The 16,852-nt window shown below is 63.7% G+C and carries 23 protein-coding genes; 9 read left to right on the top strand and 14 right to left on the bottom strand.

From position 1 onward, the window contains the following. Positions 1-8 precede the first annotated feature (8 nt). From ACV1FX_RS18520 to ACV1FX_RS18545, 6 genes are all read right to left on the bottom strand, one after another. Positions 9-941, bottom strand: a complete 933-nt coding sequence (locus tag ACV1FX_RS18520) for a phage major capsid protein (RefSeq protein ID WP_473118980.1) — start codon at positions 939-941, stop codon at positions 9-11. A gap of 219 nt (positions 942-1,160) precedes the next feature. Beyond that, entirely contained in the window at positions 1,161-1,601 is a 441-nt protein-coding gene (locus ACV1FX_RS18525; protein WP_473118981.1) for a hypothetical protein, read from the bottom strand. 1 nt (position 1,602) lies between these two features. After that, a complete protein-coding gene (locus tag ACV1FX_RS18530; protein WP_473118982.1) occupies positions 1,603-1,917 on the bottom strand; it encodes an HNH endonuclease in 315 nt (104 codons plus the stop codon). Beyond that, positions 1,914-3,497, bottom strand: coding sequence for a terminase large subunit (locus ACV1FX_RS18535; RefSeq protein WP_473118983.1), 1,584 nt, complete (start codon positions 3,495-3,497; stop codon positions 1,914-1,916). The genes ACV1FX_RS18530 and ACV1FX_RS18535 overlap by 4 nt, the downstream gene beginning before the upstream one ends. Next, positions 3,475-3,966 carry a phage terminase small subunit P27 family gene (locus ACV1FX_RS18540; RefSeq protein ID WP_473118984.1) on the bottom strand — a complete coding sequence of 164 codons (492 nt, stop codon included), beginning with the start codon at positions 3,964-3,966 and terminating at the stop codon, positions 3,475-3,477. The genes ACV1FX_RS18535 and ACV1FX_RS18540 overlap by 23 nt, the downstream gene beginning before the upstream one ends. Next, positions 3,963-5,225, bottom strand: a complete 1,263-nt coding sequence (locus tag ACV1FX_RS18545) for a site-specific DNA-methyltransferase (protein ID WP_473118985.1) — start codon at positions 5,223-5,225, stop codon at positions 3,963-3,965. The genes ACV1FX_RS18540 and ACV1FX_RS18545 overlap by 4 nt, the downstream gene beginning before the upstream one ends. A gap of 659 nt (positions 5,226-5,884) precedes the next feature. On the opposite strand from ACV1FX_RS18545, the gene ACV1FX_RS18550 reads away from it, so the two are divergent. The 3 genes from ACV1FX_RS18550 to ACV1FX_RS18560 all read left to right on the top strand — a co-directional run bounded on the left by ACV1FX_RS18550 (position 5,885) and on the right by ACV1FX_RS18560 (position 7,418). Then, on the top strand, positions 5,885-6,328 hold the full coding sequence (locus ACV1FX_RS18550; protein ID WP_473118986.1) for a hypothetical protein: 444 nt from the start codon (positions 5,885-5,887) through the stop codon (positions 6,326-6,328). 117 nt (positions 6,329-6,445) lie between these two features. Continuing rightward, the gene (locus tag ACV1FX_RS18555; protein WP_473118987.1) at positions 6,446-6,760 is read left to right on the top strand and encodes a DUF3489 domain-containing protein; all 315 of its coding nucleotides are present in this window, start codon (positions 6,446-6,448) and stop codon (positions 6,758-6,760) included. 100 nt (positions 6,761-6,860) lie between these two features. Then, complete coding sequence (locus ACV1FX_RS18560; RefSeq protein WP_473118988.1) at positions 6,861-7,418, top strand: hypothetical protein; 558 nt, start codon at positions 6,861-6,863, stop codon at positions 7,416-7,418. Between the two features lie 53 nt (positions 7,419-7,471). On the opposite strand, the gene ACV1FX_RS18565 is transcribed toward ACV1FX_RS18560, so the two are convergent. The 8 genes from ACV1FX_RS18565 to ACV1FX_RS18600 form a co-directional block, all read right to left on the bottom strand. Next, entirely contained in the window at positions 7,472-7,645 is a 174-nt protein-coding gene (locus ACV1FX_RS18565; protein ID WP_473118989.1) for a hypothetical protein, read from the bottom strand. Positions 7,646-8,028: 383 nt separating this feature from the next. Beyond that, positions 8,029-8,637: a hypothetical protein gene (locus ACV1FX_RS18570; protein WP_473118990.1), complete on the bottom strand. Its 609-nt coding sequence runs from the start codon at positions 8,635-8,637 to the stop codon at positions 8,029-8,031. 11 nt (positions 8,638-8,648) lie between these two features. After that, on the bottom strand, positions 8,649-9,161 hold the full coding sequence (locus ACV1FX_RS18575) for a hypothetical protein (protein WP_473118991.1): 513 nt from the start codon (positions 9,159-9,161) through the stop codon (positions 8,649-8,651). Position 9,162: 1 nt separating this feature from the next. Beyond that, positions 9,163-10,686: a DnaB-like helicase C-terminal domain-containing protein gene (locus ACV1FX_RS18580; RefSeq protein WP_473118992.1), complete on the bottom strand. Its 1,524-nt coding sequence runs from the start codon at positions 10,684-10,686 to the stop codon at positions 9,163-9,165. A gap of 210 nt (positions 10,687-10,896) precedes the next feature. Then, positions 10,897-11,733 (bottom strand): hypothetical protein, encoded by an 837-nt coding sequence (locus ACV1FX_RS18585; protein WP_473118993.1) that lies wholly within the window; start codon positions 11,731-11,733, stop codon positions 10,897-10,899. Position 11,734: 1 nt separating this feature from the next. Beyond that, positions 11,735-12,301: a hypothetical protein gene (locus ACV1FX_RS18590; RefSeq protein ID WP_473118994.1), complete on the bottom strand. Its 567-nt coding sequence runs from the start codon at positions 12,299-12,301 to the stop codon at positions 11,735-11,737. 11 nt (positions 12,302-12,312) lie between these two features. Further along, positions 12,313-12,681 carry a GapR family DNA-binding domain-containing protein gene (locus ACV1FX_RS18595; protein WP_473118995.1) on the bottom strand — a complete coding sequence of 123 codons (369 nt, stop codon included), beginning with the start codon at positions 12,679-12,681 and terminating at the stop codon, positions 12,313-12,315. A gap of 68 nt (positions 12,682-12,749) precedes the next feature. Beyond that, complete coding sequence (locus tag ACV1FX_RS18600; RefSeq protein WP_473118996.1) at positions 12,750-13,187, bottom strand: GcrA family cell cycle regulator; 438 nt, start codon at positions 13,185-13,187, stop codon at positions 12,750-12,752. A gap of 351 nt (positions 13,188-13,538) precedes the next feature. Between ACV1FX_RS18600 and ACV1FX_RS18605 the strand changes: the two genes are divergently transcribed. From ACV1FX_RS18605 to ACV1FX_RS18630, 6 genes are all read left to right on the top strand, one after another. Next, positions 13,539-14,468, top strand: a complete 930-nt coding sequence (locus ACV1FX_RS18605; protein ID WP_473118997.1) for a PD-(D/E)XK nuclease-like domain-containing protein — start codon at positions 13,539-13,541, stop codon at positions 14,466-14,468. Further along, positions 14,468-15,406 (top strand): recombinase RecT, encoded by a 939-nt coding sequence (locus ACV1FX_RS18610; protein WP_473118998.1) that lies wholly within the window; start codon positions 14,468-14,470, stop codon positions 15,404-15,406. The genes ACV1FX_RS18605 and ACV1FX_RS18610 overlap by 1 nt, the downstream gene beginning before the upstream one ends. A 14-nt stretch (positions 15,407-15,420) precedes the next feature. Further along, a complete protein-coding gene (locus ACV1FX_RS18615) occupies positions 15,421-15,828 on the top strand; it encodes a helix-turn-helix domain-containing protein (protein WP_473118999.1) in 408 nt (135 codons plus the stop codon). Beyond that, positions 15,828-16,037, top strand: a complete 210-nt coding sequence (locus ACV1FX_RS18620; RefSeq protein WP_473119000.1) for a hypothetical protein — start codon at positions 15,828-15,830, stop codon at positions 16,035-16,037. Before ACV1FX_RS18615 ends, ACV1FX_RS18620 begins: the two co-directional genes overlap by 1 nt. A 108-nt stretch (positions 16,038-16,145) precedes the next feature. Further along, positions 16,146-16,496: a hypothetical protein gene (locus tag ACV1FX_RS18625; RefSeq protein WP_473119001.1), complete on the top strand. Its 351-nt coding sequence runs from the start codon at positions 16,146-16,148 to the stop codon at positions 16,494-16,496. A gap of 90 nt (positions 16,497-16,586) precedes the next feature. Next, complete coding sequence (locus tag ACV1FX_RS18630; RefSeq protein WP_473119002.1) at positions 16,587-16,829, top strand: hypothetical protein; 243 nt, start codon at positions 16,587-16,589, stop codon at positions 16,827-16,829. Positions 16,830-16,852 lie beyond the last annotated feature (23 nt).

The following is a 16,852-nucleotide window of genomic DNA, read 5'->3' on the forward strand; positions in this document are numbered from 1 at the left end:
CGCTCAGCTCACTTCCACGTCGGCGTGGTCCACGCGAAGCCGCGCGGATCGCGCAAAACCCATGACACTGGCCAGCGCACCTTGATGGCGATGCTGTCGGTCTGGAACAGCCCGCGCTCGGGCCCCATCGTGCCAGCCGCGCCAGGCACGGTGTCCATCACCAGCGTTGCCGCGTTGACGGTCTCGATCTCGGGTTCTGGGCTGATCGCGGCGACGAGCGCCGCAGGCGCAATGGCCAGCAGGTCGTTGACCACCGCGCTCGAACCGAAAATGGAAAGGTCCACGTCGCTGCGCTCAATAAAACGCGCGCCCAGCATCACCGCGCGGCCGGGAGCCCCGACGAGAATGTACGGTCCGTTGCCGCCGACCGGAGCCAGCGCATTGATGAGCGCTGCAACGTCCTCGAATGCGGCCTCGTAGCCATCGGCTGACCCGCTGGCTGGAATTGCGGCAACACCGTAACGCAAACCGGCAGGCCGATCGGCAGCAGTCGGATTGGCGTCGAACAGCACCTCGTCCATCATGCGGCCCGCTGCTTTCACGAGCGCGTCGGAGATGAGGGCCTCGGCGTTGGACGACTCCAGCATCTCTCGCGTCAGCACGGCAATGGCCGCGAGCTTGTGCGGGTCCATCACGGCTGGCGTGGTCGCCAACTGACGGACCGGGATCGGTTGGCCCTCCGCGACAAAGCCGCCGTTGCCGTATTCGGCAACGAAGCCCGGTGCGCTGATGCTGCCGTAGCCGTCGAAATTGAGAACCAGGCACTTGCGCAAAATCTGCGCGGCAGACGATGCAGGCCCCAGTGCCTCGATCGCGTCGCTAACGTAACGCTGCGACAGTTCGGCGGCCCAGCCCGGAACGCTGGTCATTGCCGGGTTGGACGCAGCGCGCGTCAGTAACTGCTCCAGCGAGCGGTCGTTCGGCCACATCTCGGCAGCCACATCGGCAGCCTTGCTGCGGCGCAGGCTCGCAAGCGTCCTCGCAGTGAGCGAGCGCGTGAACAGATTGCCGCCCGCGACCGGCTCGCGCGGTTCGCGGCGGAAAGCGCTCTGGCTCTCGTGCTTCATCGGGGTCTTTCCCTTTTCGGAGAAGGAAGCCCGCGCGGGCGGCGTCCGGCGTGCGATCACGCCAGAGCAGTCAATCGCCGCCCATCTCGGGGTTTATTTCTGTGAGAGCCGCCGCTCGATCTCAGCGAGCCGCTCATTGATGTCGTCCAGGCGGCGCGAGACTTCCGCAGCGCCGGTCGCGGCGAACATGACTTCGCCCCAGCTGCTGCCGCCGTTGCAGCGATAGATGCCAACACAGGGCGTCAGCATCACGCGATCTCGCTCGCTCAGCGTGGCGAGGCGATGCGAAGCCTTCAGAGTGATCCCGGCGTCGAAGAAGACGGTCTTGGTGATGGCGAGGCCCCACTTTCGACCTTGCGGGTCGATGTCGCCGGAAGGCCCGTCGCCGAAGGACTCGATTGTGCCTTCGCCCTTGATGTAGACGGTGTTCGATCCAACGCTGCCGTTTGCTGGCGAGAGATTGACGATCCGCGCGCAAGCCAGCGTGACAATTGGAGCCTCACCGTGCTCCGCACGCCATCGCAGAAGCGGCATGTCATTTCCTGTTCGCCGGGTGGTTCGGATCGGTCGGCCAGCCGTCCTCATCGACATCATTGCGATAGCCGCGCAGCTCGACGTACCGCTTCGTCGAGTTGTGGCACTCGGCGCACAGCGACTGCAGCTCACCGAGCGCAAATTTGTTCCAGTCGCCCTTATGCGGCTCGACGTGGTCGGCAACGGTCGCGATGGCGACGCAGCCGCGATCCAGGCAGAATTTGCACAGCGGGTGCGCTTGAAGCTGCAGCTTGCGGCGGCGCAGCCAGAAACCGGTGTCGTAGAAGTGCTTCCACTCGCTGCTGGGCGTGCTCATCCGATCAGCGCCTCGATATCGACCGGCTTCGTCGTGCTGCGGTCGCGCGAGCGCAGGCCGAGCAGCATGGCGAGCGCCACCGCGCCGTCGATGCGAAACCGGGCCTTGTCCTTGTCGAGTTTGCGATTGCCAGCCGGGTCCATCGTGGACACGGCGTTCGCCATGTTCCAGTTCAGGATGGGATTGTTCGGGTGCAGCAGCTTGCGCTCGATGATCGCCAGCTCGACGGCGTCGATGGCTGGGCCCATGTCCTTGAAGCCCTGGCCCCAGGGGACGAGCCGCAGCCCGTCGCCCTTGTCGCCGTCCTGGTAGGCTTGCAGGCCGATGCGATCGAACTCGCGCAGCAGATCGTTGATGCGCCAGCGGTCATACGCCAGGCCCTTCACGCGATAACGCTGCGTCAGCTCGGCGATGAAGAGTGCAATCGCCTCGGGGTCGATGGTCCTTGCGGGGCTGAGCAGCAGGTGACCGGCCTCGGCCCATTCCTGGTAGCGGCGGCTCGATGCGCCGAAGTCGCGATTTGAATGATCGTTCAGGTGCTCGCGCGGCTTCCAGAAGTACGGCGCGATGCGGCAGGGATCGCTGACCGATCCAACCAGCAGCGCGGTCAGGTCCACGACGCTGGAAAGGTCGAGCGCCAGGTAAACCTCTTCGCCGTCTTGAAGCGTGGCGTCGCCGTTGCACGCCATCCATTCGGCGCGGCTGATTAGCGAGGCGACCGGCGCGACGCGCTGGTTCAAAAACAGGTTGCGGACCTTCGGCTCCTCGGCGGGCATGCGCTGCGCCTTGCGGATCGCGGTCGCCAGGTCCTCGCGGTCGCGGAATTTGCCGAGCGCCGGGTTGGCCTTTTCCCATTGGCTCTCGTCGTCCAGGTCGCAGTCCTCGTCGGCTGCGTAGAGATGGCAGACGATGGAGGGGTCGACGCCCGACAGCCCGTCATCGATCAGCTTCGACAAAACGTGCTCGGGATCGTTGCTCTGCGTCGAGATCGTGATGAACAGCGGCTCTTGCCGCGCGCCGAACGAGGTATCCAGCACGTCGTACAGCTCGCGGTTCTTGGCCTGGGCCAGCTCGTCGTAAATGACTAGGCTCGGTAGGTAGCCGTGCTTGGTGCCAGCCTCGGCGCTGACCGCGCGATAGACGGAGCCTATGCGCCTGCCGATCATCGTTTTCGTCGAGGGTATGACCTCGATCTCGGCTGCCAGCTCGGGCTCCAGGTCCACGATTTGGCGCGCAAACTTGAAGACGATGCCCGCCTGGTCGCGATCATTCGCGGCGGAATAAATCTCGCCGTGGACGATCGCCTCGGGCCCGACCAGGTGGGCGAGCACGATGGCCGCAATCAGCGCCGTCTTGCCGTTCTTGCGCGCGATCGACAGGATTGCCCGCCGCACCGCGCGGTTGGCACCGATGTGCGGCTCGTAAATGTCGCGGATGAAAAGCTTCTGGAAGGCGTCGAGCTTGAACGGTTTGCCCTGGCCGGTGCCGCTGGGCACCGTCAATCGCTCGATAAAGTCGATAACCGCCCTAGCGCGGGCCTTGCCCTGCGGCGTGCGCTTAACCGGCGAGGAGACCGGCAAACTTGCTCTGCGACTGTTCGCCCTGGACGCCAGCGTTGATGCGCGTGCGGGCTGCAGGGGTTAGGCCGAACTCGGAGGCGTAGCGCACCATGTCCGCTGCGGCCTTGCGCACGATATAGACCAGCGGGTTCTGCGCGGCGTCGCCGTACTTGGTCTTGATGATCATGCCGTTCATCAGCGGATCGTTGTTCTGCATCCGCGCCAGCGCCTCGGCCGCCATGCGCCATTGGCCATAGGCGTGGCAATAGGCGGCAAGCGGCGCCACATCGACGATGGTCAACAGGCCGAGCCGGTGCAGCTCAGCGCCGACCGTCCACCATTCGTCGGCTGCGTAGCCGGTGATGAAGGGCGGCGGATCAGGCAGGTTCGCCGCCACCTCGGGCTGCGGCTCGTCGGTGCGCAGCGGTCGCTTCCCTGGATTGCCGCGCAAAACTTTCAGATGCGTCGGGGTCGGACGCGGGCCGGTCATAGTTTCCTCGCTTGCTTGCCGGTGAAGTTCTCCCAGCGCTTGACCGCGACATCGACGTAAAGCGGGCTGATTTCCATCGCGAAGACCGCGCGCTCCATCATCTCGGCGGCGATGATGGTGGAGCCGGACCCGGCAAAGGGCTCGTAGACCGCCTCGCCAATCTCCGAATTGTTGATGATCGGACGCCGCATGCACTCGACCGGCTTCTGCGTCGAATGGATGCCCTGGTGCGCGTCGGGGCCGTCGTGTATCTGCGCCCAGCCGTTCGGCGCATCGATATCCCAAACCGTGCCTTGATCGCGTCCTGCGGCCCAGCGACCAGGCTTGCCCTTGCGCACCGCGTACCAGCACAGCTCGTGTTGCCAGTGATAGTCGCCGCGCCCGATGACAAAGTGCTTTTTCGCCCAGACGATCTGCGCGCGAAGGCCGAAGCCGACCGCAAGCAACGACGCGGCTACCTCCGCGCTCTTGAGCGCGCCGTTCCAGACGTAGGCGACATCGCCAGGAAAGAGCGCGTAAGCCTCGCGCCAGTCGGCGATCTCGTCGTTCGTCACCACGCCCGTTGCGCGAGCGCCGACGACCGACCCGTTCTTGCGGCGCGCGCGATTGCGCCAGGCCGGGTCGTATTCCACTCCATAAGGCGGATCGGTGACCATCAGCTGCGGCTTCGCGCCGTCGAGCAACCGGGCGACGTCGCTCGCGTTGGTGGAGTCGCCGCATAGCAGGCGATGGTTGCCAAGCTCGAACAGATCTCCAGCTCGCGCGACCGGATCGGGCGCAAGCGGCGGCGTGGCGTCGGGATCGGTCAGGCCGTCCTTGCCGCCCGAGAGCGTCTGCAGTTCGCGCTCGGTAAAGCCGAGCAGCGGCAGATTGAAACCAAGCTCGGCAAGGTCCGCAGCTTCAAGCCGCAGCAGCTCCTTGTCCCAGCCCGCGTTCTCGGCGAGCTTATTGTCGGCGATGACGTAGGCGCGCTTCTGCGCATCCGTCCAACCGCGAGCGACGATAACCGGGACCTCTCGTATCCCTAAACTCTCGGCAGCCAGCAGCCTCCCGTGCCCAGCGATGATCATCCCGGCTTCATCGACCAGGACCGGCACGGTCCAGCCCCACTCGCGGATCGAGGCGGCGAGCTCGCGCACCTGCGCATCGGAATGCGTCCGCGCGTTGCGGGCATACGGCACCAGCGCTGCAAGCGGACGCCTTTCGGTCGCCCAGGCAGCCCAATCCGCACCTGGCGCGCCATCAGTATTCTGCAGCATTGGAACCCTTGGGAAGCGCCTGGGCGGGGCCCCGGCAAACCGTTGATTTTCCGGGCGATTAGGCCCTAGACGAACATTCCCCACCGCCGGTATTTCGGGCCACCAAAGGGAATGGGCATTCCAAGTCTGAAAAAGGCAGCAATTTACCGCTGCAAGAATGGTTTTTCGGGAACCCACTTAGCCGAAATGGGAGCCCGCTAAGTGAGTTCCGCGATTTCGGGAACCTGTGGCCATGACATTGAGAAGTCTGTCATTTTTGGCGGAAGAAAATGCTTTTCTTTTCCGAAATTTGAAAAGTGCGGGCGCTAAAATTGGAGCGCCGCCGCGCTCGGAAATGGGTTCCTTTAGGATTTCCGGTACCGCCCCCCGGCCCGGAGAAAGATATTCCCCGCAGACTTCAATCGGTTAGGCCGAGTTCAGCGTCCGCGGCGCTGATGATTGTCCGAAGTGCAGCGTTCGCTTTCCGTGCCGCGTCACGCGCAGCGCGACAGTTAGGAACCGGACCTTCCGAATGGGGAATGTTCGTCTATTGCACCGGAACCCTGCGAGCCGCTTGGTTCCTTTGACTCGGCCGAGCCGCACGCTTGGCCACACGCGCGTTCTTTTTGCCTTGCCGGGGATTGGGGCCTCCCTATAGCCGCGCGCCACACGGGCCGCCTGTGGCCTGGGAAAGCCTAACCGTTCGATCCGGCTCCCTGGCACTTCAGGGCCAGGACGCTGCTTCCTTCGGTAATCCGAAAACGCTGCCAGCACTTCCGTTGCTGCTTCAGCAGCATCTTCGCAATGGCATGGCTGCGATTGGACTGGATGCGTGGGCGCACCAGAGCGATGTACGGGGCAACGAAACGGCGCGGCGAACAACGCCAGCCGCGAAACCACGAAAGGAAACCAGTTTGCTCGACTCGCCTTACGGCATGCACCTGCCGATCTTTCCGGCTTGCGATATCGACAAGCCGACCGAAGACCGGTTGGAGCGCATCATCGAACGCCTGATGGATCGCGCCGACAAGGCGCTGCTTTCCGGCAAGGCTACGCAGGTCCAATACGACGCCTGGATCAAGGCGCTGAACACTTGGGCCAAGAGCGTGAAGCTCGCGCGATAACATCATCGCATAACCGCAGCCTCCTGGCTGCCCACTGCCCAGCACCCGAAAGGGTTTCTGGGCTCGGGGCAGTACAGCGGGACCATTCCGGTCGCCGCAAAAACAGGAGACTTGAAAATGGCTACCAAGAAGAAACCCGCCGCGAAGAAGCCCGTCGCGAAGAAGGCCGCTGCGAAGAAGGCAGTCGTCAAGAAGGCCCGCGCCAAGAAGACGGTCGCTGCTAAGGGCGACCAGGCGAAGGGCCCGCGCGCTGGATCGAAGACCGCGATGCTGCTCGATCTGCTGAGCGGCAAGGGCTCTACGGTCGAGAAGATGTGCGACGCCCTGGGCTGGCAGGCCCACACGCTGCGCGCCGCGCTCACCCGGCTGCCGAACGGCGCGAAAGCCGAGCGCACCCGAGAGGACGGCGTCACCTCATACAAGCTGGCCTAAAGGGATTGATCTCCCTCAACGGCACGCTCTTGCCCGGAAGCGAAAGCTTACCGGGCTTGAGCCAGTGAGGGCGGCAGGTCGCTCTTCCCGGTGATCGCCCGTGCCGGTGCAAAAGCGGGCCGATAAAAGAGCACCCCATATGCGTAAATTTCTAATCACCGCAACAACCGCTGCACTCACGCTCGCCGCAGCGACCACCGCCAACGCGGGCACCCAGCTCCAGATACAGTTTCAACGCTGGGTCTACGAGGGCAGCGGCACCACCGTCGGCGTGGTGACTCTGCGTAATCCCACGATGAAATCGTTCGCCAGCGTCACCTGGGACTGCGAGTTCTACGACAAGGACAGTCGGGTGATCGGGCAATCGCCCGTGATCTTCACGCGCATCCCCTGGGGAACGACGACCGTCGATCAGTTCGTCGCCTCCACCAACGGACCGGCCCAAGGAGCCAGCTGCAAGTTGGTGAACGCGGAGGAAAAGACCTATCGGAACGAGCGGATGGTTCGCCCGTCCTCGCACGCGAGGAGCTTCGGCAACAGCCTTCAAGAGGCGAGGGATTGGTTCAGCTTCGAGAAGCCGATCCAAGGTAGAGCCGTCGTCACCACGAAGGAGGAAGATGATCAAGCGGCCAAAAATCCTCCGCCCGAAGGATTTTGAAAACATCAAACCCCGACAAAAGGCCCCTGGAGCGATCCGGGGCCTTTTTCTGTTCAGCGCTTCCCGATGCAGCTTTGCAGCATTGCGTCCTTGCGCTCGATCGATTTGCCAACCTCGTGCAGCGTGAAGGCGAAGCCCGCCAGCACCATGATGTTGACCAGGACCAGCACCAGCGCGAGCGGTTGATCGCGCAGGCTATCGACGATGCTGCTGGCGAGCTGCCTCATGTCCGCTTGCTCTGGATGCTGCCAGTGCGCCCAGCCGGATGGCAATGGTTCACTTTGAACTTGCCGCCGCTGCGAATTTTCATGTTCGCCTGGCGGCGCTTCCGATGAGTGTGCAGCTTCCGCATCGGATCACCCCGACAAAAAGCAACCGGCGTCCGTTGACCGGAGCCGGTTGATCCAAGTCTCTGTGCATGATGAAACCACGGCCTCGACCCGAGCGCGCTATGGCGCTGGCATCGAGCTGTGCTGCCATCAAGCGCAGGCCCGGACTCGGCCGTCAACGTAAATCGGTGGGGATGGAGGTTCGCTCGGGCCAGGACGCAATAAGGGCCGCTTGCGCGCGATGAATGATCCCGAATTTTCACGCCGTCAACGTAAATCTTTCAGCGAGCATCCGTCAGCGCTGGGAAGATTTCGGCGAGCAGCGTTTCGCTGCAATCGAGAACGTCCAACGTAATCAGCCGCTTGGTGACAGCCTTCCGCAGTCGCGCTCGCGCTTCGGCGTAGCTCATGCCGGACCCGTTTTTTTTCGCATCGAGCCGCCAGGCCCGATAGGCAGCGTTGAACCAGGCAAGCTGGCCGCTCGCGTTCGCCGCATTGATCACTTCCTGGACGTGCCTGACCGCCGATTTCACGCGCGACATCGCAGCGTCGTGGTTCGTCAGCAGGATATGCCAGTCGGCAGCGACCGCCTCGATCTGCCGCGCTGCTGTTTCGGCCCGCACCGCGAGCCGTCCTTCCTGGTCACGCGGCAACGCGCCGCTGACCTCTGCTGCAATCGCCTCGGCGATATCGCGATCCCTGACCCAGTAGGCGCACGAGATTTCCGACCGAAGCCATTTCTGCTGCATACCGCGTTGGGTCAGGTTCAGATCGCGGCTTGCGCCGACGATGCACGGTTCGCCAACCGGGCAGGTGCCGATGTAGACCGCCGCCACGCCGAAGATGATCAGGTACTCGCGCTCCGCGCCGTGGGGGATTTGAAATTCCATTCAGGCACTCGTCAGAACACCGGCACCAGCTCGTTGCGCAAGCGGCGAGCGATGATTTCGCAGCCCTGGTCGTGGCGCTGCCGCCAGGTGTCGGCATATCCGCCGCGCTTGGCCGCAACCCATCCAGCGTCGCGCTCCAGCGCGTGTGCCAAGGCCACGGCGTTCACCGCCAGGACGAGATGCACGAGCCGTCCCAGGTACTGGGCAGGCCAGCAGATTGCCGCCTCCATGCGCGTGACATCGCGAAGCGACGGCAGCAGCCTGGTCCGGTTCTGCATCTGCTGCGTCCGCTCCAGCTCGCCCTGCTTGTGCTGCTCGACCAGATCGTCGAACTCGTAGACGTAGGGCGGCCAGCCAGGCCGATAGCCGCAGACGCCAGGCATGGGCAGCAAGCGCAGCGTTTGCATCGCTTCGGACAGCCGCTTGCCGACATGCGGCCCGTCCCAAATAGACGGCGCGTCATCGTCGATCATCACGTCTTCCAGCGGATTGAACTTCAGCGGCTCGCGCCGGATCAGCAGCATGTCACTCATAGGCAAGCTCCCCCTGGTTTTCCTGAAGTTGATGAAACTGCTGCGTCTCCGGGTCGAAGCTCATCCGGATCGCGCCGCGATAGCCGGTCTGCTCAAAGCGGACCTTCGAAATGTGGACGGTGGTCTCGGCTTTGACGGGATCGCGCTCGATCACCAGCCCGTGGTCCGGCTTGTTGAACCAGTGCGCCGAGCCGTCGATGTCGTACAGCGTTGCAGTCCGCAGCTTGCCGCGCTCGTAAACGTCCTTCGTCGGATGGGCGAGAACGATCACCGCGACCTCGTACCGACGAGCAAACCGCTTCAGCATGCGGATCGCGCGCCCGATGTACTCGTGCGTGGACTCCTCGCGCTTGCGCGCGTGCTCGATCTCGTTCCAGGGATCGATCACCAGGACGCGGATGCCATCGCGCAGGACCGCATCGCGCGCCTTCTCGACGATCCACTCCAGCGTGATGTCGTCCTCTTCCTCGTCGTTGGGATCGTTGTCGAGGAAAACGAAATTGCGCTCGATGAAGGCGTCGGTCGCCGGGTCGGCTGCGTCGCTGCCCGAGACGATCTTGCGCAGCTTGTCGCGCAGGTACGGCACGGTCGGCATTTCGGGCGAGAAGATCGCGGCCCGCCAGCCGTGAAGCAGCGCGAGCTTGAGCAGCAGGTTCAAAATCCAGGTCGATTTGCCGTGGCTCGGGATGCCGGTGACGACCATGAACTCGCCAGGGAAAAGCTTCATCCAGCCGTTGCCAGGCAGGCCGTCGAAGATCGGCCAGCCGCACGAGACCGGCACCAGCGTCGGGAGATTGGGATACTCGGAGAGCCGGTAGAGGCCGCGCACCGGGTACTGCTTGGCATCGCGCAGGACCGCGCCCACGGCTTCCGACCCCAGCTTGCGCCGCACGTCGTTCAAATCCTTGCAGCCGGGCGGATAGCTGACGAACTGGCAGCGCCAGGCACCGATGCGCCGCACCAGCTCGGCGGCGAGCCGCTGCCCAGGCCCGTCGTCATCGACCGCCAGGATGATCCGCTTCACGCGCCCCAGCCGGTCACGGTTGAGCCACAGGAACTCGAACTTCCCATTCGGCTCGGTCTGGGGATCGAGCGGCGGCAGCCGAGCGTCCTTCGGCACGGGCGGCGCGCCATCGGGCACCGACACCGTCAGCGGCCAGCCGCCCTCGATGGCGACCATGCCGTCCTCGATGCCCTCGGTGATGACCAGCGCCTGCGTGCCAGCCTCAAGCGCCGGATCGTCGAGGGCATCGGCGTTCCAGAACGTCCGCTTGCCGCCCTTGCGATGCCAGAAGACCTTCTCGCCGTTGCGCTCGGCCCGATATTTCTCGTTCACGACCACGCCGTGCTCCAGGAACGGATAGACGACGATGTTGCCGCGCGGGTTCGGGACGACGCGCCGGTCCGGCTTCTCACCGATGAGGGCTCCCGTATAAACTTCGAACCGCGTAGCTGTTTCGGGCGATATCCCCCTTGCTTCGAAGAACGCGGCGGTCGTTGGCGCGAGCGTGTTCATACCGGTAGCTCCCCTTGAAGTCGTCGCAGTGAAAACAGCGGAAGAAAAAACCATCCGGCTCGGACCGGATGGACAGGCAGCGGTAGAACTTCTTGCGGCGCTGATGCGAGCACGCAGGGCAACGGAATGCCTTCGACCCCGTGAAGGATCGCGGATCGCAGCCAACGCTCGCCAGCATGCGAAGAACCTCGTCGAGACGCAGGCGCTGGTTCACAGGATTGCTCCTCTCGGTGTGTCCTCTTCGGCCTTCCCGCGAATGATCGCGCCGATGTACTCGCGGGGATTTTCCTTGGTCGCGGCGACCTCCACCGCCGCTCGTGCCAGCTCGGGTTTGCCCTTCGCTTTGAGCAGCTGGGAGATCACACCGCCTGCGCTCTTGCCGAGGACCTCCCGGCCTCGGCGGAACAGGTCGGTCTCGGGATCGGCTCGCTGCTGGTGCGTCGGTTTCGCTGCTTCCGCTTGGCCAAGATCAAGCTCGCCAGGGCGCGCGGAGCGCGGCGCGCCGACAGGCGCGGCATCTTGATCCTTTCCACTCCCTTCCTCTCCTTTCCTTTCCTTTCCAGGAAGTAGTGCGACGGGAGCACTACCGGAGCCGTCAGGGAGCGAGAGGCGTTCGGGGTTGATATCGGCAGGACCAATGGTCTGATGTTCGATGCCCAGACGCCTGGCGTAACTCGCTGGCGTATCGCCGTTTTTCCAGTCTGGCAGAAGCGGCTTGCTGGGCTTGTTGATCACCTGGTGACGGTGAAAACGTTTGATGAAAATGTACTGGCGAAATTCGCCTTCCTCATCTCCCGCGACGCTGAACAACACGACCAGGCCGCGCGGCAAAAGGTCATCGATCAACGCAGCTTTCACTGCTCCTGTAGTGGTGTCGGAGTGGTACGGGAAAATCTTGGCGCGCCACCCGACGAGGTCGAACTCAAGCACGCCGTAGTCATCGGCATGGTTGAGCAGGCCGAGGAAGAGGCACTTGCTGAACTCAGGCAGCGTGCCAGTTTTTGCATCGGTCCAGAACTCGGGCTTGATGGTTCGGATGCGCGCCATGTCATGCTCCCGTCGTTGCCGCCGCAACCCGCCGCCGAAACAGCGGCGAGGCCTGCACGGCGAGCTGCGGATTGAGGATCGATGCCTGGTAGTGCCAAAGCGCGAGCGCGTCGGCGGCGTTGTCGTCGGCCGGGGCCCAGCCGAGCCGATGGCAGGCGCTGATCGTCAGCGCCTTGGCCTGATCGCGCTTGTGGCGGTTCGAGCCGATGAAGTGGACCCGCACGTCGGCCACGCGCGCCTCACGCACGTCATAGCCGCCGAGCGTAGAGGTCAGCTCCTCCACCACCGCGCAGAGACCGCTCAGCCGCCGCATGATGTCGGCGGTCGTGCGGCCCGCCATCTGCTGCGGCGTCATCGGGGCTTCGAAGACGATCAGCTTGATGTCGGGGTCGGCGGTGAGGAAATCGGACAGCCACCGCCTGCAGCCCGCGAACAGCGCGCCCATGCTCGCGCCCTCGCGGGCAAAGCGCACCGAGCCGGATCGCGGCGTTGCATCACTGCAATTGCCGCAAGCCCAGCCCGTGCGTGAAGCCAGATCGAGCGCCAGGATGCGCGGGTTGTACGCCATCGCCGCAGCCGTCAGTGAGCGGTGGCGCTTGCATCACCCATGATGGCGGCGGCCCGCCAGAGCGGCAGGTCCTTGACACCCTCGGCCGTCGCCAGCATCGACAGCGTCTGCTGCTGGTCGGCCTCAAGCTCTTCGTAAATCTTGCGGTTCTTCGCCTCGTTGAGCCGGATGCGGACCAGCGAGCGCAGCTCCTTCTCCGGGATGCCGCGCGCCTTGGCTTCCGTGTAGACGTTGCTGATGGACTCGCGGATGCTGCGGCACGTCTTCATGAAGGTGCCGCGCTCGCTCGCCAGGTCGGCATGATAGCCGTCGATCTTCCCCAGGAGTTCCTGCACTACTTCGGGTTCGAAATCGTTCGTCGTGTTTGCTGCTTTCGCCATTGGTGTCCCTTTGCGTTTTGCAGGGCCACGGTGAAGCGGGAGGGATCACCGGGCCGCGCTAATTGTCATCAGGGCACCTTTGCTGCAGTGAACACGCGCCGATGCTTGGCGCACCAGGGCGAGCCGAAGCTCTTGGTCTGGCCGCAGCACATCGCGAGTCCGTTCTTGCCGCGCTGATCGAGCACGGCGCGGCAGTGAAACCATTTCAGCTTGAGGAACGGCACCGGTTCGCCGGGACGCGCCACCGGCTTCTTCTTGCGGGGCAGCGGCACCACGTTGGACCTGGTCGGCTGTTTCGCCATCGTCGGTTTGTGCTGGCTACGCGACAGCCCGAGGCGATGGACCTTGCCGATGACGGAATTGCGTGAAGTGTGCAGCTCATCCGCGATCATCGCTGCTGAAGCACCTTGCATCCACATCGCGCGAAGAACCTGTTCGGACTCGGGCTTATCCCAGACGCTGAACCGCATCCGCAATTCATCATCCCTGATGATGCCCCGTGTCACGAAAAAATTCGCGCGCACCTAAAAATAACGGGTCTGGCTCAACTTGAAGGTAGCGCCAGTCAGTCACGATGACTCAGTGGTGCGACGTTGTTAATCGTTGCAACACGCTGCATCAAACTTTCCGGGTCTGCACAGCGTCGAGCTGTTGACACTGCAATAAGCGAGATTGACAATCGCTGCATCAGGTGGGCGCAAAAAGCACCTAACTAAATTAGATCGCCCCTCATGATCTCGAAACCACGGTGTCATCACCTGCCGTGCAGCAGGTGACCCGCTTCCAAATCATCGCACTTTGCCGCCCTTGGCTCGCGCCAAGGTCGGTGCTGCTTTGCGCCGGAGGTTCGTGTCGTCATGCAGTCTATCCAGTGGGACGGAAACCAGATCGCCACGCCTGGGATTTATCGTGGCATCCCGCTCGCCGATTATCACCGCCCTGATCTGTGCGTCGAAGTCAGCGTCTCGTCGTCCATGTTCCGGACGATCATCAGCAAGTCGCCCAAGCACGCCTTCGACAAATCGCAGCTCAATGCGGCTTACTCGCCGGACGAGGAGCAGAACGAAGCGATGTCGCTCGGCCGCTTCCTGCACAGCGCCGTCGCTGGCGAGCCGTTCGAGCACGACTGCGTGCTGCGGCCCGCTACGGTCGGTGGCGTTGCCTATCAAGGCAACAGGAAGGAATGGCGCGAGTGGAAGGCCGCCCAGGTCGCCGCTGGCAAGTACATCTTGACCCCCGAGATGGCCGAGAAGGCGAAAGCCATGATCATTTCGCTCGGTCAGTTTCCGCTGGTGCAGCAGGGCATGCTGAACGGCGCACCGGAGCGCTCACTGATCTGGCGCGACTCGCGCGGCTTCTGGAAGAAGGCTCGCCCTGACCAGATGCCGAACGACAGCGGCGACTTCGCGGATCTGAAGACGACCGGGCGCGGCGTGCTCTATCAGGAGACGCAGCGCTCGATCATCGACGGCGGCTACCACCAGCAGGGTGCGATGGTGCTCGAAGGTGCCCGCGCTCTCGGCATTCCCGCAACCTCGTTCACGCTGCTCTGGGTCGAGAGCAAGTCGCCGCATTGCGTGCGAGCCCAGACGCTGAAGGACGAGGACCTGGCGCGCGGCGATGCGCTCAATGAGCTGGCCGCGAAGATGTTCTGGGACTGCTACCGCAGCGGCGTGTGGCCTGGTCCTGGCGACGATCGCCCGGATGCCGAGTACGTCGATCTGCCGGACTGGTATCGCAAGTCGGTCGATGACCGCATCAAGTTTGAGCTGCGGGAGGCTGCGTGATGACCGATACGACCGTCAGCACCGAAGCCCCGCACACGCCGCCGCCCCAGCAGCAGGCGCAGCCCGAGCGCGTGACCCGCCGCGATCTTGCGGAAGGCAATGCTGAAAAGGTGGTCAGCGAACGGACGGAAGCGGTCACACTGTTCAAGGGCGGCGGCGTCGATTACGCCAACCTGCGCGACATGGTCGACGCGGCCAAGCTGCTGTCCGCAGCCGGTCCGATGATCCCGCCGTGGCTCCAGGGCAATGTCGGCGGCATGTTCGGCATCTGCATGAAGGCGCAGGAGCTGGATATCTCGCCGCTCTCGCTCGCGAGCTGGACGTACACCGTCGAGCAGTACGTCAACGGCCAGAAGGTCGAGCGCGTCGCCTACGAGTCCCAGTTCTTCCACGCGATCATCGAGCAGCGCGCCCCGCTGCTGACCCGTTTGCAGGTTGGCTACGAAGGCGAAGGCGACAAGCGCCGCTGCCGAGTGTGGGCAACCTTCAAGGGCGAGAAGGAGCCGCGCTATTTCCCGCCGCTCGATGCCGATTCCGACCAGTTCACGCTCGGCAAGCTGCATCCTGGCCACAACGACAAGGGCAAGGTGAAAGGCTCGCCGCTGTGGGACAAGAAGCCCGATCTGCAGCTGTTCTACAACATGAGCCGCGACTGGGCCCGCATGTACTGCCCCGACATCATCGCTGGCATGTATGGCCGCGACGAGATGGAGGACGCGGGCTTCACCGTCGCTTCCGACATCGCAAAGGACGTTTCGCCGCGCCTGGCGCAGCGCTTGAGCGGCAATGCGCCCCCGGTTGGCCAGGCGGCCATCGCCGCCATCGACGCGCATGCCGCCGCGCATGCGCCGAAGCCCAAGCAGAAAGCCGAAGCCGAAGCACCTTCTAGCGTGCCCGCGACCGACGCTGCGGGTGATCGTCCTTTGAGTGATGTGTAAACGGAGTGACGAGGATGTTCCGGGTTTCTGTTGATGATGATGCGGTCAGCCAGCTTGACTGGCCGCATGTGCAGGGCACCTCGCTGGCCGTGCCGCGCGCGGCGACTGATGCGCTCCGCTATCGCAAGATGCTTGACGAGTTCAACGCGATCAGCGCGGCGCGTCCTTATCTCAACCATTGCACCATCTCGTGCACGGTCGGCGCGCAGGTGTTCGGCGTCACCGTCCCCGATCTGCGGACAAGACCTAATCGGGACATCCTCGCCACGCGCCAGAAGATCATGGCTTTCACCAAGGTCGCGACCGGCGCGAGCTATCACCAGATCGCCCGCAGCTTCAACATCGACCACAGCGCGGTCATCCGCGCCTGCGAACGGTACGAACACATCATCCGCGCGGTCCTCGCTGGAAAGGTCGGATGATGCGCAAGCTGGTGCGCGATGTGGTTGCGGCCGTGCGCGAGGAAGGCGGCTCCGACGTCCGCGTTTCGGAAGGCGGCAAGCACACGCGCGTCCACTTCACTGGCCCCGAGGGCAAACGCTCCCTCGTGATCCTTCATCGCGGCACCGCTATCGGCCGATGGTTTCAAACCGCGATCCGATCCCAAATCCGAAGGAAGCTCGCGAAATGAGCGCAAATCATCTTCGCCTTTTGTTGGCCCTCGCCAACTTCGCCGTCTGGGTCGTGCTGATCTACGTGGCGCGGCTGCTTGTCTCGCTGATGTGAAAAGGGAGAGACCATGAACCTCGCCAACGAAATTTCCTCGCTTGAGACCGAGTTGCAGTCGCTGCGCACCGAAAATGAGGTGCTCAAGAGCAACAAGGCGCTCATCGAATTCGAGAACGAGAGCCTGCGCCGCCAGGTCACCAAGGTGAACGCCGAACGCGACAACCTGATGCGGCGCGCCGAGTCGATCAAGAGCCTGCTCGATCAGATCGGCAATAGCCTGATGCTCGGACTGCGCAAATTCCACGACAACGAGCGGGACATCGCCGCCGCTCAGCTCACGGCCGAGACCGGCGACATGCCGATGTTCCTGGCCAAGGGGCGCAGCAGCGGCCACGCCGAGACCGACCAGACCGAGCACTGATGATGACCCAGCGACCTCGCGATCCGGTCTGCGGCAAGCGCGGACGCCGCTATTTCCACATCCGTCGTCGTCTGTCCTGGAGGTGCCGCCGTGCCGGTTGATGAAAACAAGATCGCCGACAACGTCTGCAAGCTGATCGAGGCATTCCACCTGGCCAGCGTCGACATGGATTGCGACAGCGAGGGCGCGGCGCTGGCCTATCTGGTGGCCGAGTATGTTGCCTGCTTCTCGCCCCCGCATCAGCAGGAGATGCGCGGGCTGTTCGACCGGTGCGTCGCCGACGAGATCAAGCAGATCAACGCCTACCTGCATCTTCGGAAGGGGGCGCACTGATGATGTCCGCCGCGAAAGAGAAA

It is taken from the genome of Bradyrhizobium ingae (assembly GCF_055791185.1).

Coding starts and splice junctions, on each gene's coding strand:
- ACV1FX_RS18525 (WP_473118981.1), bottom strand. CDS start 1,601: ATGCCGCTTCTGCGATGGCGTGCGGAGCACGGTGAGGCTCCAATTGTC.
- ACV1FX_RS18530 (WP_473118982.1), bottom strand. CDS start 1,917: ATGAGCACGCCCAGCAGCGAGTGGAAGCACTTCTACGACACCGGTTTC.
- ACV1FX_RS18540 (WP_473118984.1), bottom strand. CDS start 3,966: ATGACCGGCCCGCGTCCGACCCCGACGCATCTGAAAGTTTTGCGCGGC.
- ACV1FX_RS18545 (WP_473118985.1), bottom strand. CDS start 5,225: ATGCTGCAGAATACTGATGGCGCGCCAGGTGCGGATTGGGCTGCCTGG.
- ACV1FX_RS18555 (WP_473118987.1), top strand. CDS start 6,446: ATGGCTACCAAGAAGAAACCCGCCGCGAAGAAGCCCGTCGCGAAGAAG.
- ACV1FX_RS18565 (WP_473118989.1), bottom strand. CDS start 7,645: ATGAGGCAGCTCGCCAGCAGCATCGTCGATAGCCTGCGCGATCAACCG.
- ACV1FX_RS18570 (WP_473118990.1), bottom strand. CDS start 8,637: ATGGAATTTCAAATCCCCCACGGCGCGGAGCGCGAGTACCTGATCATC.
- ACV1FX_RS18575 (WP_473118991.1), bottom strand. CDS start 9,161: ATGCTGCTGATCCGGCGCGAGCCGCTGAAGTTCAATCCGCTGGAAGAC.
- ACV1FX_RS18580 (WP_473118992.1), bottom strand. CDS start 10,686: ATGAACACGCTCGCGCCAACGACCGCCGCGTTCTTCGAAGCAAGGGGG.
- ACV1FX_RS18585 (WP_473118993.1), bottom strand. CDS start 11,733: ATGGCGCGCATCCGAACCATCAAGCCCGAGTTCTGGACCGATGCAAAA.
- ACV1FX_RS18590 (WP_473118994.1), bottom strand. CDS start 12,301: ATGGCGTACAACCCGCGCATCCTGGCGCTCGATCTGGCTTCACGCACG.
- ACV1FX_RS18595 (WP_473118995.1), bottom strand. CDS start 12,681: ATGGCGAAAGCAGCAAACACGACGAACGATTTCGAACCCGAAGTAGTG.
- ACV1FX_RS18605 (WP_473118997.1), top strand. CDS start 13,539: ATGCAGTCTATCCAGTGGGACGGAAACCAGATCGCCACGCCTGGGATT.
- ACV1FX_RS18610 (WP_473118998.1), top strand. CDS start 14,468: ATGACCGATACGACCGTCAGCACCGAAGCCCCGCACACGCCGCCGCCC.
- ACV1FX_RS18615 (WP_473118999.1), top strand. CDS start 15,421: ATGTTCCGGGTTTCTGTTGATGATGATGCGGTCAGCCAGCTTGACTGG.
- ACV1FX_RS18620 (WP_473119000.1), top strand. CDS start 15,828: ATGCGCAAGCTGGTGCGCGATGTGGTTGCGGCCGTGCGCGAGGAAGGC.
- ACV1FX_RS18625 (WP_473119001.1), top strand. CDS start 16,146: ATGAACCTCGCCAACGAAATTTCCTCGCTTGAGACCGAGTTGCAGTCG.